This is a genomic window from Streptomyces pratensis, assembly GCF_016804005.1.
Taxonomy (GTDB): Bacteria; Actinomycetota; Actinomycetes; order Streptomycetales; family Streptomycetaceae; genus Streptomyces; species Streptomyces pratensis_A.
In genome coordinates this window covers 7,633,582-7,657,505 of record NZ_CP051486.1, presented here as the reverse complement: position 1 = coordinate 7,657,505, position 23,924 = coordinate 7,633,582, and the positions used below count along the sequence as shown (strand labels likewise).

The following is a 23,924-nucleotide window of genomic DNA, read 5'->3' as shown; positions in this document are numbered from 1 at the left end:
CGGCATGACGAACGCAGCCACTTCCTCCCCGAAGCTCTTCGAGACCGTCGCCCTCGGCCCCCTCACCCTTCCCCACCGCATCGTGATGGCACCGCTTACCCGGAACCGCGCCACGCCGGAGGGTGTACCGACCCCGCTGATGGCCACCTACTACGCCCAGCGGGCCTCGGCCGCGCTGATCATCGCCGAGGCGTCCACGCCGAACCCCGTGGGCCAGACCTACCCGAACATCACGGCGATCCACAGCCCGGCCCACGTCGCCGGATGGCGCCGGGTGACCGAGGCCGTCCGCGCTGAGGGCGGGCAGATGTTCCTCCAGATCCAGCACGGCGGGCGCGCGGGCCACCCCGACACCAGCGGACTCACGCCCGTCGCCCCCTCACCGATCGCGCTGCCCGAGACGATCCACACCCCGGCCGGGCGCGTGCCATCGGTCGTACCCCGCGAGATGACCGCCGATGACATCGCGTCCACCGTCGCGGACTTCGCCTCGGCGGCCCGCAACGCGATCGAGGCGGGCTTCGAGGGAGTCGAGGTGCACAGCGCGAACGGCCATCTGCTGCACCAGTTCCTCGCCCAGGGGACCAACCGGCGGACCGACGGCTACGGCGGGTCCGTGGATCACCGCATCCGCTTCGCCGTGGAGGTGACCGAGGCCGTGGCCGCGGCGATCGGCCCCGAGCGGGTCGGCCTGCGCGTCTCACCGTGGAGCACGGTCAACGGCGTCGAGGAGGGCGACACCGAGGAGATCTACCCGGCGCTCCTCGGGGCGCTGGCGGGGACGGGCCTGGCCTATCTGCACGTGGGGTACGCCGACCCGGAGGACCCGGTCTTCCAGCGGATCCGGAAGGACTGGCCCGGAACCCTGATCGCCAACCCGGTGCTGCCGAAGGACCGCATCCCGGAAGACGGCGGCCTCGCCCACGGCGAGCGGCTCCTGGCCGCCGGAGCCGACGTGATCGCGCTCGGCCGCCCCTTCCTCGCCAACCCCGACCTGATCCGGCGGATGCGCACGGGCGCTCCGGTGAACCAGGTCCGGGACGCGTACATGATGTACGTCGGCGGGGAGACGGGCTACACGGACTATCCGACGCTCGACGGCGTGGGGTGAGCGGCGTGGGCGACGAAGGCCGACCAGGCGGGCGCGGCGATGACGAGGCAGGGACCGTCGGAGACCTTGCTGTCGCGGACGGGCACGAGCCCCGGGAAGCCGTCGGCGACTTCGAGGCAGTTGTTCGCACCACCGTCGCTGCAGCTGGATTTGCGCCAGGTGGCGCTGGAGAGGTCGTGTACGGCCGTCACAGGACTTCCGTCCGTACGCCGTCGACGAAGGCGGCCCATGCGGGTGCGGCGACGATGAGGATGGGACCGGCCGCGACCTTGCTGTCCCGGACAGGCACCAGGCCGGGGAAGCCGTCGGCCACCTCGAGGTCTGCTCCCCTGGAACTCACCGGAAGGCAGGCCCTGTTACCTGAGCACGGACGACCCCGGCAGCAGGATGTCGCGCCTGGCCGACGAGGTGGAGGCCGAGATGGTCGAGTCCGGTACGGCAGTGCTGTTCGGCGCGGAGGCGGTGCCGGCCGACCCTGCTGCGGGGGAGGTGGCGGTGCGCTTCGCGCTGACGCGGGCCGTCGAGTCGCTCAGGGACGTGCTGCGGGTCGCGGAGTGCCGGCAGGGGAGAGCACCCGCCTGAGACGTGGATCACGCGTACCCATGTCACATCCCGTGCGGCCCGTTCCGTCGAAGGGGTGTAACCGCACAGCAGCAACGGCATGGGAGTACACGATGGATGCTCGTCTGAACATGTTCGCCAGCCCCTTCGCGGCCAAGTTCCTGAGGCACATCAACTCGGCGGGCAAGGTGGTCACGGACTCGGGACTGCCGGCCGCGACACAGGAGCTGGTGAAGATCCGCGCCAGCCAGATCAACGGCTGTGGATTCTGCCTCGACATGCACACCAAGGAGGCCGCCGCCGCCGGCGAGACGGGGCTCCGCCTCAACCTGGTCGCGGCCTGGCGGGAGGCGACCGTCTTCACCGACGCCGAGCGTGCCGCGCTGGAGCTGACGGAGCAGGGCACCCGTATCGCCGACGCGGCCGGCGGCGTGACGGACGAGGCGTGGGCGAACGCCGCGAAGCACTACGACGAGGACCAGCTCGCCGCCCTGGTGGGCCTGATCGCCGTGATCAACGCCTACAACCGGATGAACGTCATGGTCCAGCAGCCTGCCGGTGACTACCAGCCGGGCATGTTCGGCTGAACCGGCTCTGCCGCTGCCGAGTCCGGTCCCCCGGCCTCGGCAGCGGCCCCTCCGACGTGCCGGACGGCCCGGTGTTTCCGGGCGTCCCGCAGGGCAGGCAGTTCACCGGAAATGGGTCGGTCACGTGCCAGGAGGCGAAACTCCGTACATTCCGTTCCGCCCCTGAACCGGTGCTTCCCGTTCGATTACAGTGCTTGCGCAGTCGCACACGGAGGGTCGGGCGGAAGGGGCACGGTGAGCACAGGGACCACAGCCGTCTGGGGTCGTGTCCAGCAGCAGGACTTCCGCGGCCGGGTACGGGGATCCCTGCTCGGCGGTGCCATCGGGGACGCCCTCGGCGCGGGTGTCTCGGGGCTCACCCTGGAGGCCATACGCGCTGCCCACGGCGTGGACGGGGTGACCGACTTCGTCGCCGTGCACGGCAGACGGGGCGCCGTCACCGCCGTCACCCAGCTCACCCTCTTCACCGTCGACGGGCTGATCCGCGCCCAGGTGCGCCGCGACATCGGCGCCTGGCACCCGCCCACCGACGTGCACCGCGCCCATCTGCGCTGGGCGGCCACCCAGAGCGCCTGGGGGCCCGACGAACGCCGCAAGGACAACGGCTGGCTCGCCAGGGAGGAATGGCTGTACACCCGCCGCGCCCCCACCCGGGAGTGCCTCGTCGGCTTCGGTGACGCCACGATGGGCACGCTCGCCGTCCCCAAGAACCCCGCGGCGCGTGACTCGGCCGCGCTCACCCGCTCCGCGCCCTTCGGGCTGCTCGTCGGCTGGGAGCCCCAGCTCGTCCTCCAGCTGGCCGTCGAATGCGCCGCCCACACCCACGGCCACGCCACAGCCCAGCTCGCCGCCGGAGCGCTCGCCGTCATGGTTCACGGACTGGCCCGGGGGGAGACCCTGGACGGCTCGGTGCAGCACGCGCTCGCCCTGCTCGCCGAGCGTCCGGGCAACGAACAGGTCACCGAGGCGCTACGGCAGGCCCTCGGCTCCGTACGCCAGGGGATTCCCGGGCCGGCACTCATCGAGGCGCTCGGCGACACCGACTCGGCGGAGGAGGTCCTCGCCGTGGCGCTCTACTGCGCACTGGTGGGCGAGGACGTACGCCACGGGCTGCGGCTGGCCGTGAACCACTCCGGGCCGTCCGCGGCCACAGGGGCCGTCTGCGGGGCCCTTCTCGGGGCCCTGCACGGCGAGACCGCGCTGCCGCCGGCCTGGCTGGCGGAACTGGAGGGGCGCTCGACGCTCCTCGAACTCTCCGACGACTTCGCGATGGAGATGACCCAGGGGCCCGCCCTGCACAGTCCGACCGCGGTCGCCCCTGGCTGGCTGGCCCGCTATCCGCGGGACTGAGCGGGAGCGCCGCCGGAGAACGGAGATGGGCGGACGCCGCCGCGCCCGCCCACCGTTCATGTGCCCCCGTGTGCGGGGGCGGTCAGTCCTTCACGCCTTCCGGGACCCCCGTGCTCTCCGGGCCGGGCTTCTGCGCGGGCACGGCTGCCGCACCGGCTGCGCCGCCGGGGCCACCGGCGTCCGAGTTGATCGTCTCGATCAAGGCGTCGCGCTCCGGGGTGTCCTCGGGCTTGATGAAGCCGATGACGATGTAGAGCACCAGGGAGATCGCCAGCGGCAGGGCCACCTGGTACTGGAGGGCGACGTCCGTCTTCACCGAACCGTCGAGGTTGTAGTTGGTGAAGAAGAAGGCGAGCAGCCCCGCCGCCCAGCTTGTGAGCGCCGCCGTCGGGCCCGACCGGCGGAACCTGCGCAGCAGGCCCAGCATGAACGGGATGGCGATCGGACCCATCAGTCCGGCCACCCACTTGATGACGACCGAGATGATGTCCTTGAACGTCGGCGAGTTGATCTGGGTGGCCAGCGCCATGGACAGGCCGAGGAACGCGAGGGTGGACAGGCGCGCGGCCATGAGTCCGCTGCGGTTGCTCCAGGTGCGGGCCGCCTTGGAGAAGACCGGTGCGATGTCCCGGGTGAAGACCGCCGCGATGGCGTTGGCGTCGGAGGAGCACATGGCCATCGTGTGCGAGAAGAACCCGACGACGACCAGCCCCAGCAGCCCGTGCGGCATCAGCTGCTCGGTCATCAGGGCGTAACTGTCCGATGCGTCGGGCTTCTGTGCCTCGACGAGCAGCGGTGCCACCCACATCGGGAAGAAGAGCACGACGGGCCAGACCAGCCACAGACCGGCGGACAGGTAGGCCGAACGGGTCGCGGAACGTGCGGAGTCCGTCGCCATGTAGCGCTGGGCCTGGTTCCACATGCCGCCGTTGTACTCGAAGGTCTTGATGAAGAGGTAAGCCAGCAGGAAGGTCACCGTGTAGGGGCCCGCCGTCGGCTCCGTGTGGCCCTCCGGCAGCTTGTCCCAGACCGTCCACAGTGAGCTGATGCCGCCGAGCTTGCTCATGACGATCACCAGCATGGCCACACCGGCGAAGAGCTGGATGATGAACTGCCCGAGCTCCGTGAGCGCGTCGGCCCACAGTCCGCCGACCGTGCAGTACACGGCCGTGACGATGCCGGTGATGAAGATGCCCTGAGTGAGGGTGGCGCCCGTGAAGACGGAGAGCAGAGTGGCGATGGCCGCCCACTTGGCACCGACGTCCACGATCTTCAGCAGCAGTCCGGACCAGGCCAGGGCCTGCTGGGTCGGGACGTTGTAGCGGTTCTTCAGGTACTCCAGCGGCGAGGCGACGTGCAGTCGCGAGCGCAGCCGGTTGAGACGGGGTGCGAAGAGCTTTGCGCCGATGCCGATGCCGATCGCGATCGGCAGCGACCACGTCACGAAGGACGTGACGCCGTACTGATAGGCGATGCCCGCGTAGCCGGTGAACATCACCGCGCTGTAACCGGACATGTGGTGCGAGATGCCAGACAGCCACCACGGCATCTTGCCGCCGGCCGTGAAGAAGTCGCTGACGTTGTCCACGCGCTTGTGCGACCAGAGTCCGATCGCGACCATCACACCGAAGTATCCGATGAGCACGGCCCAGTCGAGACTGTTCATGTGCCCCCTCCAGGGGTCCGCCTTGTGAACGGGAACGCACTTCGCCAGTACGGCCGTTCAGCGGGGCCCCCGTGCGGGAACGGGGACTTCGGGGATTGAACCGCTTGCCCGGGTCCACGGTCAAGGTTTTCTCGGTCAGAGATGTGAACGCGGATCAGTAAGTCGAACGATTTTACGTTTTCTTGACCATGCTGGGCGTTGTCGTGAGCGTGACGACGGCCTCACCATGAGCGAGCACTTCGTCAGGCTGTGCAGAGATCGACGCAACGCAGGAACGCCGAGAACGCCCGAGAACGCAGAACGACCGCACGGGATGCGGGTCCCGTGCGGCCGGAGAAGGGGGAGAGCTGCACGACGTGAGGCTTACGCGCCGATGGTGCCGGGCGTGCTGACGGTGTCGGCTGCTCAGGTGGTGGGTTGTGCGGTACGTCGGACTGCGGCGCCGGGCACGGTGCGGGTGCCGAGCCCCCTCGGCCAGGACGGCGAGACCAGTCGAGAGGGCTCCTTGCGGTCGTGCACGGTGACCGGTGCACGGCGCGGTGCGCGAGCCGGCGTACCGGTCAGGCGTTGATCGAACCCGACGCGACATCGCGCACGAAGGTGTTCCACGCTCCGGAGACGAAGGAGAGCGAGGGACCTTCGGGCGCCTTCGAGTCGCGCACGGCGATGGCCTGCGTGACGGGCGACTTCACTTCGACGCACGCCCCGTTGCCGCCGGAGTACGACGACTTCGTCCAGTTTTCCGTAGCACCCTGAAGAATGGCCATGTTCACTCCGGTTCAGAGAGTTGATGTGAGTGGCACCAACTTCGTTCCTGTTGGCGTGATCGACGCTACTCGCCAACATCGCGTGGTGGTGCAGCCGTTCACTCGACCGGATGGCTTATTCCATGCAGGTCTTCCGCTTGAGGTGGGGGCGGTGTATCTTCCCGCCCTCACCTCGGCGGAAGCGTTCAGCGGGTGTAGCTCTTGGCGATGCCGCTGATGAACTGACGGGTCTGGTCCACGTTCAGCGCCTGGGCCCGCAGGTGCTCGTACATGACGCTGTAGCGCTGCACGTCGTTCGCCTTCTCCAGGTAGAGGTCGCTGGTGACCCCTTCGATGTACACGACGCTGGAGTCCGCCGCGTCGGGGAATTCCAGAATGGCGTACTGGCCGTTGATGCCGGGGTGCGCCCCCATCTCGAAGGGCAGTACCTGCACGGTCACATGGGGCAGCTGGGACTGTTCGATGAGGTGCTCGAGCTGTTCGATCATGACCTGCTCACCGCCGACGAGCCGGCGCAGGGCGGACTCGTCGATGACGGCCCACAGGCGCAGGGGGTGCTCCGGGGCGTTGACGCGATCCTGACGGCGGGCCCGGACGTTGACCCGCTTCTCGATGTCGGAGGGCGGGGCCTCGGGCAGCGCGCCGTTGATCAGGGCCTCCGCGTAACTCCGGGTCTGAAGCAGGCCGGGGACGACCTGGGGTTCGTAGACCCGGAGGGACTCGGCGTCGGTCTCCAGCCCGATGTACACGCTGTACGGGATGTCGCCGAAGGCGTGCCACCAGCCCTGCTGACGGGAGTCCTTCGCCATCTGCATCAGGGAGTCGACCACACGGTGGTCCTGGACCTCGTACACGCCGCAGAGGTCGCGCACGTCTCGCTGGCTGATGGAACGGCGGCCGTTCTCCAGGCGGCTGATCTTCGACTGCGAGACCAGCAGCCGCTCGGCCACCTCCTCGGCGGTCATGCCCTTGATCTCACGGAGGCGGCGCAATTCCTGACCCAACCGGCGTCGCCTGACGGTGGGATTGACGTTGGTCGGCACGGGAACGGCACCTCCGGCTATGCAGCTTTTGTAGCTGTGCGTGTCTACTGCTCAGCAGATTGCCACCCGAGCCCCCGGGTGCGCTGGGAAATGGCCACACGCAATGACCTCACGCAACAGCGCGGGGCAGCCGGTGGATCCGGCTGCCCCGCGCCTGGTGCGGCTCCCGAACCGGGTCATGGGGACGTCGGCGCGGCGGTCTTCGGTGCTCCGCGCAAGTGTCCGCGCGGTCGTGCTGTCAGTGGACGGAGGTGTGCGCCATGCTGCCGCGACGCGCTTGCGCTTGCGGCTGCAACGGCACGCCTGCCGTCTGCTGATTACGGCGTGGCTGGACCGCCACACCGTTCTGGACGTCCATCACGGCATGCGCCACGAGACCGCCCATCGGGTCGTGTCTGATCAGGTCCCGGAGCCGGGAGCGCGACGAGCGCCCCTCGTTCCCGGGGTACAGGTGCTTGCCGAGTCCGACCGCGTGGGCCAGTGCGGCGAGCGCCGCGGTCCGCGGGTCCGGCGGTACGCCGGTGCGGATCGCGCTGTCCAGCCGGGTTCTGATGTCCCGGCTGATTGCCGTGTCCGTCGCCTGGTAGCGAGTCGTCGGCAGCACTCCGCACATCTGGCCCGCCACGGCATGAACCATGCCGCACCGCTCCAGATGAGCGAGGTAGATCTGGCGAAGTCCCAGTCGGGGTCCGCCGATCCAGTGGACCGCCCGAACCGGACTGCCACGACGGCGCAGCAGTTCCAGTGCGGAGTCCAGAGTCGGATCTCCTGTCGGCCGTGGCATCACCACGGCGATACGATCCCCGTCAGGGGCTATCCGTCCTGCCAGAGCCAGCTCCACTAGCTGTGCCCCGGCCAGGCCGAGGTCGAGCGACTGCGGCTGCGCTGTGGTACCCGTGGTCGGGTCCAGAGCGAGCAGCAGAAGCTCCTCCGGAATTGTTCTGCGGCTCCTGCCCATCCATGCCTCCCCGCGTGGATGAGTGACAGGGTGACCCCTCTCACATTGGTCTGTCGAGGGTGCCTGGGTGCTTTGTGAGGGAACCGTTAGGTATGTCGTTCTCGTCTAGCGGCTCGGCCAAGGGTTCACACAGGACACTGGTAGATGGTTCGGACAGTGCGGGCATGACCCCGCGGCTCACAAGGAGGTATCGGTGGCGGGCGAGTCCCCCGACAAGTCGGAGCAGCGGAAGTCGTCGGGGACGGCTGAGGAACGCGATCCGCGTTTCGCCGTGTTCCGCGAACCGGACGCCGCGGCGGGCGGGAACACGGCGGGCGGGACGACGGGCTCCGCGACGGACAGCGAGACGGCGGTCTTCCGCTTGCCGCGTGACGGGGAGGCCGACGTGTCGACGTCCCAGGAGCCCTCGAAGTCCTCGGAGGGCCCTGGGGGGGCCTCTGAGGCCCGCGAGGAGGCCGAGGGGAGCGGCGGCGAGGCGCAGGAGGCCGAAGCGTCCACGACGGCGCCTGGGGCGCCTGTGGAGGCTGAAGAGCCCGCCTCCGCCGCGACGGAGACGGATCCGGCCCCGGCAGCCGAGGCCGAGACCGGGAGCGGGACCGCTGCTGAGGCCGAAGACGGTTCCGGCCCCTCCGAGGCCGATGAGCGGCCCGAGACCGGTGCCGTGGACGGTGCGGCGGGCGCCGAGGCCGGTTCGGGTTCCGCTTCCGACGCCACGACCGCTTCCGGCGCCGGGGAGCTGCCCGATGCGGCGCCCGCTTCGGACGCCGTGCCCGCTTCGGGCGCAGGGCGCGAGCAGGACTCCGAGAACGTTCCGGGGGCAGAGCCCGCAGCCCGTCCCGTTGCCGGGGACGATGCGGATGCGGATGCGGATGAAGGGTCCGACGAGCGGCCCGGGACCGCTTCCGCCTCCGGCTCCCGGCCCGAGCCGGATGCCGATTCGAATGCTGAGGCCGGCACTGGACCGACGCCGCCCGATGCCCGGCTGCGCGCCGCCGTAGCGGCGTGGGTGGCGACCGATACTGACGAGGAAGCCGCAGCTCAGGGCGGTGCGGCCGAGGCCGTGGGCAAGCCGTCCGAGGACGACGACGCGGCCGACGGCAGCGGCGGCCCGGCTGTCGCCGACGGGAAGTCCGAGGGCGCCGACGACCCGGTGTCCGCAGACGCCGACGGGACGCCGAGCGGCGCCGGCGCCGATGACTCGAACGCCGACAGTGGCGAGAAGGCCCCGGCAGGCAGTGACGCCACGGTCGCTGCGGACAGCGGTGCCGAGGTTTCTGCGGCCAGTGACGAGGAGGCTCCGGCCGGTAGTGGCGCCAAGGTTTCTGCGGACAGCGCTGCGAAGGCCTCGGCCGGTAGTGGTACCGAGGTCTCTGCGGCGGCCAGTGACGAGAAGGCTCCGGCCGGTAGCAGCGCCAAGGTCGATGCGGACAGTGGCGCCAGGGTTTCTGCGGCCAGCGCTGCGAAGGCCTCTGCCGACAGCGGTGCCGAGGTTTCTGCGGACAGTGGCGCGAAGGCCTCGGCTGGCAGTGGCGCCAAGGTCTCAGCGGCCAGCGGCGCCAAGCCGTCCGCCGGTGCCGGTGCCGGTGCCGGTGCCGGTGCCGATGACGTGTCGGTCGTCAGCGCCTCCGGCGAAGCCGACGCTCCCCGTGTCCCGAAGACCCGTGAGGAAGCCTCCCCGGCCGAGAAGCCGGAGCCCGCGAGCGACGGGCGCGGAATCGATCATCCGACCGCCGTCTTCAAGGCGCCGCGGGCCGTACAGGTCGACCAGCCGACGACCGCGCTGAAGCTCCCGCCGAAGGAGAAAGAGGCGGCGAGGAAGCCGGCTTCCTGGGCCGCCAAGGCTCCCGGAACGTCCGGGTCCTCCTCGGAGCCCCCCTCCGAGCGGACCAGCAAGTTCGTGCCGCTGCGCTCGGACGACGTACGTCCCGCAGCCGTGGTCGGCCCGACGGTCACCCCGGACGTCCAGGCGGGCTCCGGCACTCCCGGGGCCCCCGGAGCCGGGCTCGCCGAGGCCGAGCGGACCAGGCAGCAGCCCATGCCGCCCAGGCCGCCGCTCGACCTGCTCGCCGAGCTGACGAACACCCCGCCGCCGCCGGAGACCCCGGTCCGCACCGCGGTCCGCCGGGTCAAGATCTGGACGCCGCTGGTCTTCCTCCTCCTGATCGTCTTCGCGATCGCACAGGCGGCGCGTCCGCTTCCGGAGCCCGTTCTCGAGCTGACGGCGAAGCAGACCTACGCGTTCGATGGAAGCAAGCCGTCACTGCCGTGGCCGGACGAGGGCCAGGGCTTCATGGCGGCCACGGGTCTCGGCACGGTGGACTCGTTCGGTGAGCAGAAGGCTGTACCGATCGGCAGCGTGGCCAAGGCGATGACCGCCTACGTCGTGCTCAAGGACCATCCGCTGAAGAAGGGCACGGACGGGCCGGCCGTCAAGATCGACGCCAAGGCGGAGGAGGAGGGCAAGCTCGACTCGGTGGGCGAGTCGACCCTCAACACGGTCAAGGCCGGAGAGACGATCACGCTGCATGACGCCCTCTCGGCCATCATGATCCCCTCGGCGAACAACATCGCCAGGCTGCTCGCCCGCTGGGACGCGGGTTCCGAGGAGGCGTTCGTCAAGAAGATGAACGACACCGCCGAGGAACTCGGCATGACGAAGACCACCTACACCGACCCGTCCGGGCTGAACGCGACCACGGTGAGCTCCGCCGAGGACCAGGTGAAGCTGGGGGAGAAGCTGGTCGAGATCCCGGCGCTGATGGACATCACCAAGTTGCCGTCCTGGACGGACCCGTCGGGTCACAGTCACCGGAACTACAACACCCTCGTCCCGTACGACGGCGCGCTCGGCATCAAGACCGGTTCCACCACCAAGGCCGGCGGCAACCTGCTCTTCGCGGCGCACAAGATGGTCGGCGACACCGACCAGCTCATCGTCGGCGCGATCCTGGGACAGCACAAGCCGGCGATCATCGACACGGTCAACGCGGTGAGCAAGGAGGCGATGATCGCCACGCAGGACCTCCTGGAGAGCAAGACCGTCGTGAAGAAGGGGCAGGTCGTCGGTGTCGTCGACGACGGCTTCGGCCGTACCACCGAGGTGGTGGTGGCCGAGGACGTGAAGGCGGTCGGCTGGCCCGGCCTCACGGTCAAGCTCGAACTGACCGACGACGGCAAGACGATTCCGAGCGCGGCAGCCGCGGGCACGAGGGTCGGCACGATGACCGTCGGAGAGGGCGCGAGCCAGGTGGAGGTCGCGGTCAACCTGGGCGACGCCTTGGCCGAGCCGTCGTTCGGCGACAAGCTCACCCGGATCAGCTGACCGTTCCGCCCCCTGCCCCTTCGCGGGGCAGGGGGCGGGGCCGTCCGCCGATAGGGCAGCGCGGGGAAAATGCCGCGTGCTAGCGTCCCAAGACAACGGGAGGGCGCCGGGACGCGTCCTCACGGGTACGGATGAGGCCGTGCGGCACTTGGACGGTTCGGCAGGCCCGGGCAAGGACGGGGAGAGTCGCAGTGACCACCGCTGAGCCGACACGGGCGGACACCGGTCCACAGCCCGCCGAACGTGTCTCCGTCCGCATCCCGGCCCAGGCCGCCGGAGACGGCGACCGGCCCGACAGCTCGATACGGAGCCGCATCCGGCGCCACCCGGTCCTGCTGACGACCGCGGTCGCCGCGGCAGTGCACCTGCTCTGGTTCTTCTTCTTCGCGAACAGCGGCGGCGACATCGCCGCCCAGGACGCCTGGGCCGAGTTCGTCGGCCGCCACCCCGGTACCGCGTACAACCTCTCCTGGTACGGCGGGATGCACCCGGTCTCGTACAGCGTGGTCTCGCCGTACCTGATGTCGGTGCTCGGCGTCCGTACGACCATGATGATCGCCGGCACGGTGTCCTCGGCGCTCACCGCGCTGATCCTGGTCCGGGTGCCCGCCGTGCGCAACCCTCTCGCCTGTGCGCTCGCCGGGGTCTTCGCGTACCTGTGCAACGCCCTTTCCGGCCGGGTGACGTTCGGGCTCGGCATGATGTTCGCGGTCGGGGCCGTGGCCGCGGTCTTCTGCTGGCCCCACCGCTGGCGTCGCAAGCGGTGGGCGAAGGCCGTCGTCGCCGCGCCGCTGGCGGGGCTCGCGACGGCGGGCAGCCCGGTCGCCGGCCTCTTCCTCGGGGTGGTCGCGGCGGCGCTGTTCCTGAACAAGCGGCGCCCCGGGGCGTACGCGATCGGCCTGCCGCCCGTCGTGGTGGTGGCCCTGTCCTCGTGGTGGTTCCCCTTCTCCGGTACGCAGCCGATGTCGCTGGGGACGCTCTCGCTGCCGTTCATCTTCTCCGTCCTGGTGTTCTTCCTCGTGCCCCGGGGCTGGCACACGGTTCGCACGGCCGCCGCCGTGTACGGGGTGGGGACACTCCTCACGTACGTCATCGACTCTCAGATCGGGTCGAACGTCTCGCGCATGGCGATGCTGTTCGCCGGTATCGCGCTGCTGGCCGCCCTGCCCTACACGGCACCGCGTACCCGCCGTTGGTACGCCTTGGTCCTCGCCTTCGCCGGACTGAACTTCTGGATCGGCTTCAAGGGCGTGGACGACATCGTGCGCACCGCGCCCACCGCCTCGTGGGCCCGCGAGCTGGCTCCCCTGGTCAACCAGCTCCAGAAGGTGGGGGCGGAGCGGGGCAGGGTCGAGGTGGTGCCGGCCAGCAGTCACCGGGAGGCGTCGGCGCTCGACTCGTACGTCAACCTGGCCCGTGGCTGGAACCGGCAGGCCGACATGAAGCGCAACCCCCTCTTCTACGACGACACCCTCGACGCCGTGAACTACCACGAGTGGCTGAACCGCTGGGCCGTGCACTACGTGGTGCTGCCGGCCGGGAAGCTGGACGGCAGCGGAGCGGAACAGGAGGCCGCGCTGATCGCGAAGGGCCAGCCGTATCTTCAGCCGGTCTGGAGCGACGCCAACTGGAAGCTGTTCCGGGTCCTGGACCCGGTGCCTCTCGCCGACCCGCCCGCGACCGTGGAGCGGGCCGACGACGACAAGCTGACGATCCATGTGCGGTCGGCGGGCCGCGTCCTGATCCGCATCCCGTACTCCCGGTGGCTCGCAGTCGTGGACGACGAGGGCAAGAGCGTGGAGCGGCCGCAGGAGACGGAGGCTTCCAAGGAGCGCTCGGCGGAGGACGGGAACGCCCCGAAGGACTTCACCAACGTCCACGGCTGCCTGATCAAGGTGGAGGAGGACGGGGACGGCGACGAGTGGACCGAGCTCCTCGCCCCGCGCCCCGGGGTCTACCGCCTGGCGGCGCCGTACCAGCTGAAGCCGGGCACGCCGTGCCCCGAGGAACTGCGCCAATAACGCGGGAACTCTCCCTCCGGGCGTGCGGCACTGGCAAGGTGTGCTGCCATGAGGTGCCAACATTGCGGCGGCGAACACATGGGTCCGCTGCCGGGCATGGTCTGTCCCCGGTGCGGCTCCGTGGAGCGCTCGCCCGGCGGGAGCGGTTCCTGGATCGCCCGGGAGACACTGACGGGCCGGATCTCCGCGCTGCCCCGGCGGCGGAAAACGCTGCTGGCGGCGGGAGTCGTGGTGGCCCTGGGCGGTCTGGCCACCGCCGTGTCGCTGCTCGCCGCGGGGGCGGAGGGCGCGCGCACGGAGGCCGTGGGCACGGCCGGTGCCGTACCGGCGCCGGCCGGCGGCGGAGCCCCGACCCGGATCGGGTCAGGGGACGCCGAGCCGACCGGTGACGCCATGCCGGAGCCCTCTGCCGAGGCCGGCCGTTACCGCTACACGGCGTGGGCCGGGCCCGGCTGCACCACGGGCGGCTACGCCGAGCACGGGCGATTCGAGAACGGCGACGCCGGCTGGTACACCGTCGAGTCGGGCGGTTTCCAGGGGAGTTCCTGCGACGGCCGGTTCAGTGCCGTCCCCATGTCGGGGAGCCCGGACCAGGACCGGGGGAGCAGTGCCGTCTGGTCCTGGCATCTCGGAGACGGCTTCCGCGAGTGCGCGCTGACGGTCTTCGTGCCCACCAGCGTCCGCGACAGGGACGTGGCGGGTGACCCGGCCGTGTACCGGGTCCTCTCAGACCCGCACGACAAGGACTCGGCCTACACGGGCTTCGCGGTCCGTCAGCCGGAGCACCGGGGCACCGCCGTCGACGTACGGACCTACCCGGTCAAGGGCGACACCTTCGCCGTGCAACTGGTCGACCGGGGCCGGGACTGGGGCGACGCCGCACTGGTGGGCGCGCACCACGCGGCGGCACAGCTGAAGGCCTCCTGCCGCTGATCCGTGCGAGCGCCCTGACGCCTGATCCGCCTGTTCCGCTTGGTTCGCCCTGATCTCGTCGATTTGCTCGATCTGCTTGATCTGCTCGATCCGCCCGGTGCGGAAGGTCACCTGACGAACGGGCCGTCCCGTTCCGTCAGGTGTGCGGCGGGGCCGGCGGCGCGGAGCACCACGTCCAGTGCGCGGTCGGGATCCGAGGAGTAACAGCCACTGGCCCAGGCTGCGTTGGCCTCGACGACCGCCCACTGCCCCGCATCGGTGAGTCCGACGTCGACGACGATCGCGGAAGGCAGCGTGTGCCCGCAGGCGGCGAGCAGTTCGGAGCCGAAGGCGCGTGCCCCGGCGGACAGCGGAGCCAGGTGCAGCTTTCCCCGCGTGGCGTAACGGCTGCCGGTGTGGACCTGTCCGTCGAGCAGATACAGCCGGTACTCCGCGTCGAAGGCGAGCACATCGCTCACCAGCACCGTCGTCCCGGTGTCGACCGCGTCAGGCCCCGGCAGCCGGGACCCGTCGGCGTAGACCAGCGCCGGAATGCTCTTGTCGTTCGGCGACTTGACGAAGGCCGGGCGACGCAGCCCGTACGCCTCACCGATGGGGACGGCACGGATCTCGCGCCGGACGAACGCGGCGGGCAGCCGGGCCAGCCAGTCGGCGGGTGCTTCGAGCGGGGCGATGTCCAGTGCGGGGGCCACGGCATCGGCGAAGGAAGGGCCGGCGTGCAGATACGCGCCGCCGGTGCGCAGCCCCTCCGGCACCTCGCGGTCCGGCAGTTGCACGGTCCGCATGCCCCGCCGCCGGGCGGTGTCGCGGAGAGTGCGGGCGGAGGCGGTGAGACCGGGCGGGAGTACGAGGGCCATGCACCCGGATCCTGCCGCACGAGGAGGCGCGGACCCACCGGTTTTCCGCTCGACAGCCCGTGCCGGGTTCGGCTTGCATGGGCCGGATGCACGCCGACGAGACCATCCTGGCCGAACCGGGCTTCATCGCCGAGCAGCAGGGTGACACCGAAGCGGCCCTGGACCTGCACACGGAGGGCCTGAACGCGGCCAGGAGCACGGGCGACCCGAGGGCGATCGCCCTGGCGCTGGAGGGGCTGGCGGGCGGGTGGCAGCTCGGGGGCCGTCCCGAACTCGCCGCAGGCCTGCTGGGCACCGCCGCCCGGTCACGGGCCTCCGTGGGCGCACCGCTGCCACACGCCGAGCGCGGCGACGTCAGCCGAATCACGGCCGCCGTACGGAACGCCATGGGGGAAGCGGCCTTCACGGCCGCGTACGAGAGGGACGCGGAAGAGCCCCGCGATGGCCCTGTGGCGACTTCTTCTGCTCGCGGTCTCGCTCGTCGTCGCCGCCGACCACGGTGCGGCACTGCGCCAACTCGGTATCGGGCGCGTGCGGTTCACGGCCGATGTCATGACCTCGTCCCGGGCGGTGGTCTCCGCAGTGCTGGCGCCCCGCCCGGATACAGGGACGAGCGCGGGCTGACGACAGACAGCCCCACCACTTCCTGCACCGAGACCGTCAACAAGCAAGGAGACAGAGCCGAATGATGGAACGGGTCCGTGCCGTCCTCGTGACCGAGGACGGCACGATGCTGGTCATCCGCCGTACCAAGCCCGGAGTTCCCGTGTACTGGGTGCTTCCCGGCGGAGGTGTCGAAGCCGATGACGATTCCCGGGAGGCTGCCCTTCACCGGGAGATCCACGAGGAGATCGCAGGGAAGGCGGACATCGTCCGGCTCCTGCACACGATGGAGTCCGACGAGGAGCGTCAGCTCTTCTACCTCGCTCGTATCGCGACGTGGTCCTTCGACGACCGAACCGGGCCCGAGTTCGGTGCCGAGGGCCGGGGCGAGTACGCACTGGAGGAGGTCCCGCTGACGGTGGAGGGGATCGACGGCATCGACCTCAAGCCCGAGGAGATCGCCCACGTTCTCCGAGGCGCCCTCGCCGACGGATCTCTCGCAGGTGTCGCCACGGCCTGAGCGACGCGTCTTGAACGTGCCACAGGGACCGCCGCCAGGTGCGCCGGTCCCGGTGCGGGGCGCGCGTGGCCTTCGCCTCGACCGACGATGGTGCTGATCCGGGGGCCGGATCGGGGACAGCATCCCGTCCGCTCACGCAAACGGCCCCGGACGAGAAGTCCGAGGCCGAGTAAGCCCCTCCCTGGGGAAGAAACCCCAGGTCAGAGTGGTACTGCGCTGTGCCCCCGGCAGGATTCGAACCTGCGACACCCGCTTTAGGAGAGCGGTGCTCTATCCCCTGAGCTACGAAGGCGGGGATCTGCCGGACCAGGTGTCCGAGGCCGGTGGTGGCCGGTGGTTCGGACAGCTGGGTTCCAGCAGTTTCGTGGTGATGCGGCCGACGACGGCTGCCTCACCGCTGACAGTGTAGCGGGTGGCCGCTCGTCGGCCGGAAGGTCATGCCGTGGGGCGGCCTGCCGCCTGAGAGGGGTGGTCCGGAGCACTGGCCGGGTGTCCTGGATGCCGCTGCGCATGCGTGGGCCGGGTCGGCCCCGCTCGGCGGTGGCTCCGGTGATGTGGCGGGGTGACCGGCTCGCGCGGGCGGGCATATGACGGGGGAGGCGTCGTTCGGCCCGCCCGAGGTGTCCCGGAGGGTTCCGGGTGCCCGGCTGCCCGGGTGCCCGCGTGCCCGGGTGCCCGGGTGCGGTGGTGTGCGCCGTGCGCTGTGGGTTCCTTGACGGGGCAAGGGTGCGGGCATAGCGTCGCCGGGTCGCTGAGCCAGTACGTGGAGAGGCCGTTCGTGACGCACGCCGACCCCAGCCGTTCACCCGATCCGGCAGCCCTGGCCCGGATCGAGGCGTCGTTGACCGGCCCAGGGGCCCCTTTCGCCGTGGTGCGGGCGGAACACGGGCCTCTCGTGTACGCGCACGGCCCACGCACGCTGCGGGAGTTCGTGGAGACCACCTGGGCATTCGGTGACCAGCCGTTCCTGATCTCGGGCGAACGAGTGCTCTCTTACGGGGAGTTCTTCGCCGCGGCCTCATCGCTGGCGCGTCGGCTCAACGAGTCTTACGGGCTGCGCCCCGGGGAGCGGGCCGTGGTGGCGATGCGTAATCACCCCGAGTGGCAGATCGCCTTCTGGGCGGTGCAGCTGGCCGGTCTCGTTGCCGTGCCGCTCAATACCTGGTGGACCGAGGAGGAGTTCGGCTACGCCCTCGACGACTGCGAGCCGGCGGTGCTGCTGGTGGACGCGGAGCAGCTGCCGAAGGTGGCGGACCGTGGCCGGAAGGCAGGCGCGCGGTTCGTCGTCTTCCATGGTGAGGGCGAACATGGTGAGGGCGAACTGGAACTGCCGGCCCGGGCCGAGCGGTATGCGGACCTGCCGGAGCCCGATCCGGCGGCGGCGCCGCCCGAGGTGGAGATCCGCGCCGAGGACGATGCCACGATCCTCTACACCTCCGGCACCACCGGGCGGCCCAAGGGCGCCGTGGCCACCCACCTCGCCCAGGCGGGTGCGGCCCTCAACCCGCGTTACCAGGCGGCTGCTTCGGCGCTGGGCCGTGGGGTCTTCCCGGGGCAGGGTCCGGCGTCGGTCACCCTGATGACGTTCCCCTTCTTCCACGTCGCCGCGTTCACCAGCTTGTACGCGGCGATGGCGTCGGGCGGCGCCCTCGTCCTGATGCCGAAGTGGGATGCCGGCGAGGCCCTCCGGCTGATCCGCCGGCACGGGGTCACCCACTACGCGGGCGTTCCGGCCACCGCGCTCCAGCTGCTCGCGGCAGCTGACCGCGCGGGAGACGAGATGGAGAGCCTGAGGGGGCTGAACACCGGCGGTGCGGCGGCCCCGCCGGACCTCGTCGCCCGGCTCACCGCACGGCACGGCGACCGGATCGAACCGCGCAACGGCTACGGCCTGACGGAGACCGGTGGCGGCGTGCTGGCCAACTTCGGCGCCGCGTACCGGGCGTACCCGGAATCCGTCGGCACCCCGACCCCGGTCACCGAGGTGCGGATCGCCGGTCCCACGGGCGGTGCCCTCCCGGACGGCGGGACCGGCGAGCTGTGGCTGCGCGGCCAGTCCCTGTTCCGTGGCTACTGGCGCGACGGGGCCGCGACGGCCGACGCCTTCACCGGCGGCTGGTTCCGTACGGGGGATCTGGCCGTCGTCCGGGACGGGCGGGTGACCGTCGTCGACCGGATCAAGGACATGGTGATCCGTGGCGGCGAGAACGTGTACTGCGTGGAGGTCGAGGCCGCTCTGCACGCTCACCCCGACGTCGAGGACGCGGCGGTGCTCGGGGTCCCGCACCCGGTGCTGGGCGAGGAGGTCGCGGCGGTCGTCCGGGTGCGGCCGGGTTCCGTCGTCACGGCGGAGGCGCTCCAAGAGCGTGTGGGCCGGAGCCTGGCCGCTTTCAAGGTCCCCGCCCATGTGGTGGTGACGCGGGAGCCGCTGCCGCGGAATGCCACGGGGAAGATCCTGAAGCGTGAGCTGCGCGGCGCGTTCCAGCAGTACGCGGACGAGGGCGAGGGCTGAGAAGCAGGGGTGCGGGGCCGAGAGGCTGTGGGCGGGGCCCGAGGTCCGGCGCTGACGGCGGGAGCAGGGGCTGCGGGCGCGCGAGGGGCCGGGGGCCGCGGGCTCAGGGCCGGGTGATCCGCACCCGGTGGCTTCCGTCGTCGTCCTTGTCCACCACGGATATTCGTATGCCGTGGGCCCGGTCGGTGAACGTCTCGCCCGGTTGGAAAGCGGCGTCGGAGAGCTCGGCGTGCACATTCGGCCGCCGGGTGCAGCCCCCGCTGTCCTCGGTGCTGTCCTCGACGGAGACCGGGCCCTGGCCGGTGTCCACATCGGCGCTCACCTTGTAGATGAGGACCCCGGGCCGGCACACCGCTTCGTCGTTGCCCTCCGCGGTCCGGACCTCCACCGCGTAGCCGGACTGCGCGCTCACCGGCACGAAGGCCAGTTTCGGGCCGCCCTCGGTGGCCAGCGGTTCGAGGACGCGTTCGCTGGTGCCGGGCATGGCGGCGCAGCTGATCTGGCCGCTGTCCAGCCAGCCGAGCTTCCACTTGTGCCAGCCCAGGAGGTCGTTGTTGGCCCCCCAGTCCTCGGACATGATGTCCCAGTGCCCCACGGAGCCGCCGCCCTCCATCGTGTAGAGGTCGGGCAGTCCGAAGACGTGGCCGTTCTCGTGGGGGAGGACCCGGTAGCCGGTCTCCGCGTACGAGCCGGAGCCGTCGTCCTGGCGGCTGTAGACGAAGGACGTGTTGGCGAGCGGGACGCCGTCGGCGAAGGGTGCGTCGTCGTTGCCTGAGAAGGTCACCGAAAGGACGGTGTCCAGCGCGGAGGGCCCGGCGTTCGGGGTGACGAGCACGTTGACCAGGTCGTACGCCGAGAAGTCGACCTTCGGGTCGGCGACGGTCACCAGGTCCTTGACCATCTTGCGGTAGCCCGGTTCGAACGGGGCGCCGCGCTCTATCCCGTACTCGGAGAACGGCAGGGGCATCCGCAGCCAGTCGTTCACGGGAGCTTCGGGCCGGTAGGTGAGCCGTCCGTAGGAGCTGGTGCGGAACCAGTCGGAGGTCTGCGGGAAGAACTCCGCGAGCCGGTCCGCCGCCGGTTCCGTCGCCCGCGCGTCAGGGAAGTCGATCATCAGGTTGAGGGCTCTGATACGGCCGGTGGAGCGGGCGTAGCCGGGCGGTGTCGGCATGCCTTCCGACATCTGTACGCCCATGGCCGTCGGTATGCGGCACGGTGCGAGGCCGGTCCCGCGTGCTGCGGCCACCGGCCCGGCGGAGGCGCGGCTGGCGACGGGGAGGGTGGAGCTGGCCGACGCCGTCGTAGCGATGATCAGGGCTGTCGCCCCGGCGAGTGCGAGAGGGCGGCGGTGTCCGCGTATCCGGTGGCGGGGCTGCTGCATAGGGCTCGCCTTCGGTTCCGCGGCAGCCGTCCGGCTCTGACTGCGCTCTGGCGATCAGCCTCATCCGGGTCGTGGGGGAACGCTCGCTGGGTGCGCCGATGGAGGGGTTTTTCGCCGCATGAGATGTGTGTCCCAGGTCACATGAGTGCGGGAAATAACCGGGGAGCCTCTCCCCGTTTGTACTTGTGTTCCCGTGAAACGGGGACGCGCTCCCCGGTTCGCCGGAGGGGCGCCGTACACGCCGACAGGAAAGGGTCGTAGCCGTGGATTCCGTCGCCGGGACCGCTGTCTGTGCAGCACAGCGCCGTACGCCCCGCCCGCGGGCCGATGCCCTGCGCAACCGGGAGCGGATCGTGGTGGCCGCGCGTGAGATGTTCGTCGAGTTCGGGCCGGACGTGCCGCTCGACGAGGTCGCGCGCAGGGCCGGAGTCGGTAACGCCACGCTCTACCGGAATTTCCCCGACCGGGCAGCTCTGATCCATGAGGTCGTGCTGGCCGTCACCTCCCGCACCACCGACCGGTTGGAGGAGGCCGTCGCGGCCGAGTCCGACCCCTTCGCCGCGCTCAGCCGCTTCGTCCACGCGGCGGCCGACGAACGGATCGGAGCCCTGTGCCCGATGCTCTCCGGCGGCTTCGACAACGACCATCCCGAACTGCTCACCGAGCGCCGTCGCCTCGAAGAGGCCGTCGAAGGGCTCGTGGAGCGCGCCATGTCCGCAGGGAGGCTGCGTACCGACATCGCCGTCGGTGACGTGCTCGTCGCCCTCTCCCAGCTCACCCGGCCCTTGCCCGGCATCGCCTGCCTGGACATAGACCGGTTCACCCACCGCCATCTGCAGCTCTTCCTGGACGGCCTGGAATCCCCGGCCCGCTCCGAACTGCCCGGATCGGCGGCGACCTTGGAGGACCTGCGCAACGGACGCTGATGCCCGCGCGCCGCTGAACAGCACCGGAGAACCACACCGCAGCACCGCACCGCAGCGCTGCAGAACCGCACCGGAGAACCGACCCACAGACTTCCGCCCCGCATCACTCACTTCAGTTCTCGCGTGGGCCCGGGCCTGACACAGGCCCGGCCCTCGGTATCCCTCGCCCTTTTCCGATGTCGTACGCGTGTCCGTTCGCGGCCCGTTCGTCGACTTCGTAACTCTTCGCGTCCTTAGGTGGCTACACCCATGTCGAAAACAGCCGGCACCTTTCCGGATCCCAGTCGATGGAAAGCGCTGGGCTTCATCGCCCTCGCCCAGCTGATGGTCGTGCTCGACGCGACCATCGTGAACATCGCCCTGCCCTCCGCCCAGACCGACCTGGGCATTTCCGAGGGCAACAAGCAGTGGGTCATCACCGCCTACGCACTCGCCTTCGGTGGACTCCTGCTCTTCGGCGGACGCATCGCCGACCTCTGGGGCCGTAAGCGCACCTTCGTCGTCGGTCTGCTCGGTTTCGCCGCGGCCTCCGCGCTCGGCGGCGCGGCCCAGAACGAAGCCATGATGTTCGGCTCCCGTGCCCTCCAGGGAGTCTTCGGCGCGCTGCTCGCGCCGGCGGCCCTCTCCCTGCTCGCCGTGATGTTCACGGACGCCAAGGAGCGCGCCAAGGCCTTCGGTATCTACGGGGCCATCGCCGGTGGCGGTGGCGCGGTCGGCCTGATCCTGGGCGGTTTCCTGACCGAGTACCTGAACTGGCGCTGGACCTTCTTCGTCAACATCCCGTTCGCGATCGTCGCGGCCGCCGGTGCCTACTTCGTCATCCGTGAGCCGTCCGGCAGCCGTAACCGCTCGCCGCTCGACATCCCCGGCGTCGTCCTGTCCACGCTGGGCCTGGTCGCGCTGGTCTACGGATTCACCCGCGCCGAGTCGGCCGGCTGGTCGGACTCGCTGACCATCGGCATGTTCTTCGCGGCCGCGGTGCTGCTGCTGGCCTTCGTGATCACCGAGTCGCGCGTGAAGTCGCCGCTGCTGCCGCTGCGCGTCCTGACCGAGCGCAACCGCGGAGGCGTCTACCTCTCGCTGGGCCTCGCCATCATCGCGATGTTCGGGCTCTTCCTCTTCCTCACGTACTACCTGCAGGTGGTCAAGGGCTACAGCCCGGTCAAGACCGGCTTCGCCTTCATGCCGATGATCGTGGGCATGATCGTCGGCTCCACCCAGATCGGCACCCGGCTGATGACCCGGGTCCCGCCGAGGCTGCTGATGGGCCCCGGATTCCTGGTGGCGGCCGTCGGCATGCTGCTGCTGACCCAGCTGGACATCGAAACGTCCTACACGGCCGTCATCCTGCCCGGCCAACTGCTGCTCGGGCTGGGTATGGGCACGGCGTTCATGCCGGCCATGTCGCTGGCCACGCACGGCATCGAGCCGCGTGACGCCGGTGTCGCCTCCGCGATGGTGAACACCTCGCAGCAGGTCGGCGGTGCCATCGGTACGGCGCTGCTCAACACGATCGCCGCCGGCGCCACCACCGCGTACATCGCCGACCACGCCGCCGGTGCGAGCGACCCGAAGCTGCTCCAGCTCCAGGCCATGGTCGCCGGCTTCGCCGGTGCCATCTGGTGGGCGGTCGGCATCCTGGTCGCCGCGTCGGCGATCGCGGTCGTCCTGATCAACACCGGACGTCCGGGCTCCGGCCCGGCCGACGGCTCTGGGGAGCTGGAGGACGGGATGGAGCACGAGCTCAAGATCCCGGTCGTCGCACACTGACGGGCGTCACGAACCGAAAGCGTCGCGCACCGATGGGTGCCGCACCCATCGCGCACCGACGGGTGTCGCACACCGGCCGTCGACGCGCACCGGCCGCGGGTGCCGGACAGGACACCCGGCCGCGGGTGCCCCAGGACACTCGGGCCGGGCACGGACCGGACACCCGGGCCGGGCACGGACCGGACACCCGCGGCCGGTGATGGAGCGGACCCCCGGGCCTGACCGGCTCGGACACCGGGCCCTGACCCGGCCCTGACCCGGCCCGGGCCCCGGGCCCGGGCACCCGGCCCGGCGCCGAGCCACCCGGTGCGATGCCTGACGGCCTGCGGTGCCGGCCCTGTTCGTCTGCCCTGGTTCCGCTCAGCGGAGCCAGGGCAGATCCGCGTCCGTGCCCTCAGGCTGCAGTCCGGCGGCGACGACCTGCATGATCTCGCCGAGGCTCTGCACCTGCTGGGGGCTGAGCCGGTCGAACATCGCCTGGCGCACCGCGTCGACGTGTCCCGGCGCGGACCGCCGCAGCATGTCGTAGCCCTCGTCGGTCAGGATCGCGTTCTGGCCGCGCTTGTCGGACGGGCAGTCCTCGCGGCGCACCCAGCCGTTCTTCTCCAGCCGGGCGACGGCGTGCGAGAGACGGGAGCGGGTGATCTTGGCGTCCTTGGCCAGCTCGGTCATGCGCTTTCGCCGCCGGGGGGCCTGCGAGAGGTTGACGAGCAGCCCGTAGTAGGTGTGCGGCATGCCGGCGTCGCGCTGCAACTGGCGGTCGAGGTGGTCCTCCATGAGCGTGGTGGCGTGGAGGTAGGCGCGCCACACGCTCTGTTCTTCGTCGGTGAGCCACCGGGGCCCGCCGGGGGATGCCGTGGTCATGTACTCCACTGTACGACCTTTTCTTGAAAGTTGAACTAGATAGAGCTAAGGTCTCTGGGGGTTGGAACTTGAAGATTCAAAGACTCGGGTCCGAAGAGCCGATCTGCCGAATCCCCGGTGCTCGCGCAGTTGCCGGTTCCCGGTACCTGTAGAGAACACACATACCTTGATC

At 70.5% G+C, this 23,924-nt stretch carries 21 protein-coding genes, 1 tRNA gene and 1 pseudogene; 13 read left to right on the top strand and 10 right to left on the bottom strand.

The genetic code is table 11. The annotated features are described in order from the left end of the window. Positions 1–4 precede the first annotated feature (4 nt). Positions 5–1,111, top strand: a complete 1,107-nt coding sequence (locus tag HED23_RS32135; protein WP_203186826.1) for an alkene reductase — start codon at positions 5–7, stop codon at positions 1,109–1,111. Here HED23_RS32135 and HED23_RS32130 read toward each other — a convergent pair. Together HED23_RS32130 and HED23_RS32125 are read right to left on the bottom strand one after the other, a co-directional pair. Beyond that, positions 1,084–1,302 carry a DUF397 domain-containing protein gene (locus HED23_RS32130; protein ID WP_238442193.1) on the bottom strand — a complete coding sequence of 73 codons (219 nt, stop codon included), beginning with the start codon at positions 1,300–1,302 and terminating at the stop codon, positions 1,084–1,086. The genes HED23_RS32135 and HED23_RS32130 overlap by 28 nt on opposite strands. Then, the gene (locus tag HED23_RS32125) at positions 1,299–1,451 is read right to left on the bottom strand and encodes a DUF397 domain-containing protein (protein WP_203186824.1); all 153 of its coding nucleotides are present in this window, start codon (positions 1,449–1,451) and stop codon (positions 1,299–1,301) included. Before HED23_RS32125 ends, HED23_RS32130 begins: the two co-directional genes overlap by 4 nt. On the opposite strand from HED23_RS32125, the gene HED23_RS32120 reads away from it, so the two are divergent. The 3 genes from HED23_RS32120 to HED23_RS32110 all read left to right on the top strand — a co-directional run bounded on the left by HED23_RS32120 (position 1,433) and on the right by HED23_RS32110 (position 3,609). Continuing rightward, positions 1,433–1,693, top strand: coding sequence for a hypothetical protein (locus tag HED23_RS32120; protein ID WP_203187727.1), 261 nt, complete (start codon positions 1,433–1,435; stop codon positions 1,691–1,693). The two genes, HED23_RS32125 and HED23_RS32120, sit on opposite strands and share 19 nt — an antisense overlap. A gap of 92 nt (positions 1,694–1,785) precedes the next feature. Further along, complete coding sequence (locus HED23_RS32115; protein ID WP_203186823.1) at positions 1,786–2,259, top strand: carboxymuconolactone decarboxylase family protein; 474 nt, start codon at positions 1,786–1,788, stop codon at positions 2,257–2,259. A gap of 234 nt (positions 2,260–2,493) precedes the next feature. Then, the gene (locus HED23_RS32110) at positions 2,494–3,609 is read left to right on the top strand and encodes an ADP-ribosylglycohydrolase family protein (RefSeq protein WP_203186822.1); all 1,116 of its coding nucleotides are present in this window, start codon (positions 2,494–2,496) and stop codon (positions 3,607–3,609) included. An 82-nt stretch (positions 3,610–3,691) separates the two neighbouring features. On the opposite strand, the gene HED23_RS32105 is transcribed toward HED23_RS32110, so the two are convergent. From HED23_RS32105 to HED23_RS32090, 4 genes are all read right to left on the bottom strand, one after another. Next, positions 3,692–5,275 (bottom strand): sodium:solute symporter family protein, encoded by a 1,584-nt coding sequence (locus HED23_RS32105; protein ID WP_203186821.1) that lies wholly within the window; start codon positions 5,273–5,275, stop codon positions 3,692–3,694. A 560-nt stretch (positions 5,276–5,835) separates the two neighbouring features. Then, positions 5,836–6,042, bottom strand: coding sequence for a DUF397 domain-containing protein (locus HED23_RS32100; protein WP_014155679.1), 207 nt, complete (start codon positions 6,040–6,042; stop codon positions 5,836–5,838). A 185-nt stretch (positions 6,043–6,227) separates the two neighbouring features. Beyond that, complete coding sequence (locus HED23_RS32095) at positions 6,228–7,085, bottom strand: helix-turn-helix domain-containing protein (protein ID WP_203186820.1); 858 nt, start codon at positions 7,083–7,085, stop codon at positions 6,228–6,230. Positions 7,086–7,323: 238 nt separating this feature from the next. After that, positions 7,324–8,043, bottom strand: coding sequence for a GOLPH3/VPS74 family protein (locus tag HED23_RS32090; RefSeq protein ID WP_203186819.1), 720 nt, complete (start codon positions 8,041–8,043; stop codon positions 7,324–7,326). A 193-nt stretch (positions 8,044–8,236) separates the two neighbouring features. Between HED23_RS32090 and HED23_RS32085 the strand changes: the two genes are divergently transcribed. From HED23_RS32085 to HED23_RS32075, 3 genes are all read left to right on the top strand, one after another. Further along, a complete protein-coding gene (locus HED23_RS32085) occupies positions 8,237–11,365 on the top strand; it encodes a hypothetical protein (RefSeq protein WP_203186818.1) in 3,129 nt (1,042 codons plus the stop codon). 191 nt (positions 11,366–11,556) lie between these two features. Further along, positions 11,557–13,386, top strand: coding sequence for an MFS transporter (locus HED23_RS32080; RefSeq protein WP_203186817.1), 1,830 nt, complete (start codon positions 11,557–11,559; stop codon positions 13,384–13,386). Between the two features lie 96 nt (positions 13,387–13,482). Then, positions 13,483–14,319 (top strand): adhesin, encoded by an 837-nt coding sequence (locus HED23_RS32075; RefSeq protein WP_203186816.1) that lies wholly within the window; start codon positions 13,483–13,485, stop codon positions 14,317–14,319. Between the two features lie 107 nt (positions 14,320–14,426). Here the strand turns inward: HED23_RS32075 and HED23_RS32070 are convergent, their stop codons facing one another. Then, entirely contained in the window at positions 14,427–15,176 is a 750-nt protein-coding gene (locus tag HED23_RS32070) for an ATP-grasp domain-containing protein (RefSeq protein ID WP_203186815.1), read from the bottom strand. Positions 15,177–15,605: 429 nt separating this feature from the next. Between HED23_RS32070 and HED23_RS32065 the strand changes: the two are divergent. Together HED23_RS32065 and HED23_RS32060 are read left to right on the top strand one after the other, a co-directional pair. After that, positions 15,606–15,800 (top strand): annotated as a pseudogene (locus HED23_RS32065) (ferritin-like domain-containing protein); the annotation flags it as partial. A 61-nt stretch (positions 15,801–15,861) separates the two neighbouring features. Continuing rightward, the gene (locus tag HED23_RS32060; protein WP_203186814.1) at positions 15,862–16,299 is read left to right on the top strand and encodes an NUDIX hydrolase; all 438 of its coding nucleotides are present in this window, start codon (positions 15,862–15,864) and stop codon (positions 16,297–16,299) included. Between the two features lie 219 nt (positions 16,300–16,518). Here HED23_RS32060 and HED23_RS32055 read toward each other — a convergent pair. Continuing rightward, a tRNA-Arg gene (locus HED23_RS32055) sits at positions 16,519–16,591 on the bottom strand. Between HED23_RS32055 and HED23_RS32050 the strand changes: the two genes are divergently transcribed. Together HED23_RS32050 and HED23_RS32045 are read left to right on the top strand one after the other, a co-directional pair. Continuing rightward, complete coding sequence (locus HED23_RS32050) at positions 16,565–16,708, top strand: hypothetical protein (protein ID WP_203186813.1); 144 nt, start codon at positions 16,565–16,567, stop codon at positions 16,706–16,708. The two genes, HED23_RS32055 and HED23_RS32050, sit on opposite strands and share 27 nt — an antisense overlap. Positions 16,709–17,077: 369 nt before the next feature. Beyond that, the gene (locus tag HED23_RS32045) at positions 17,078–18,811 is read left to right on the top strand and encodes a class I adenylate-forming enzyme family protein (protein ID WP_238442192.1); all 1,734 of its coding nucleotides are present in this window, start codon (positions 17,078–17,080) and stop codon (positions 18,809–18,811) included. Positions 18,812–18,914: 103 nt separating this feature from the next. Here HED23_RS32045 and HED23_RS32040 read toward each other — a convergent pair whose 3' ends face one another. Continuing rightward, the gene (locus HED23_RS32040; protein WP_203186811.1) at positions 18,915–20,192 is read right to left on the bottom strand and encodes a M6 family metalloprotease domain-containing protein; all 1,278 of its coding nucleotides are present in this window, start codon (positions 20,190–20,192) and stop codon (positions 18,915–18,917) included. A gap of 263 nt (positions 20,193–20,455) precedes the next feature. On the opposite strand from HED23_RS32040, the gene HED23_RS32035 reads away from it, so the two are divergent. After that, positions 20,456–21,118 carry a TetR/AcrR family transcriptional regulator gene (locus HED23_RS32035; RefSeq protein WP_203186810.1) on the top strand — a complete coding sequence of 221 codons (663 nt, stop codon included), beginning with the start codon at positions 20,456–20,458 and terminating at the stop codon, positions 21,116–21,118. Positions 21,119–21,367: 249 nt separating this feature from the next. Next, the gene (locus HED23_RS32030) at positions 21,368–22,888 is read left to right on the top strand and encodes an MFS transporter (protein WP_203186809.1); all 1,521 of its coding nucleotides are present in this window, start codon (positions 21,368–21,370) and stop codon (positions 22,886–22,888) included. Between the two features lie 360 nt (positions 22,889–23,248). Here the strand turns inward: HED23_RS32030 and HED23_RS32025 are convergent, their stop codons facing one another. Beyond that, positions 23,249–23,761 carry a MarR family winged helix-turn-helix transcriptional regulator gene (locus HED23_RS32025; RefSeq protein WP_203186808.1) on the bottom strand — a complete coding sequence of 171 codons (513 nt, stop codon included), beginning with the start codon at positions 23,759–23,761 and terminating at the stop codon, positions 23,249–23,251. Positions 23,762–23,924: the final 163 nt, after the last annotated feature.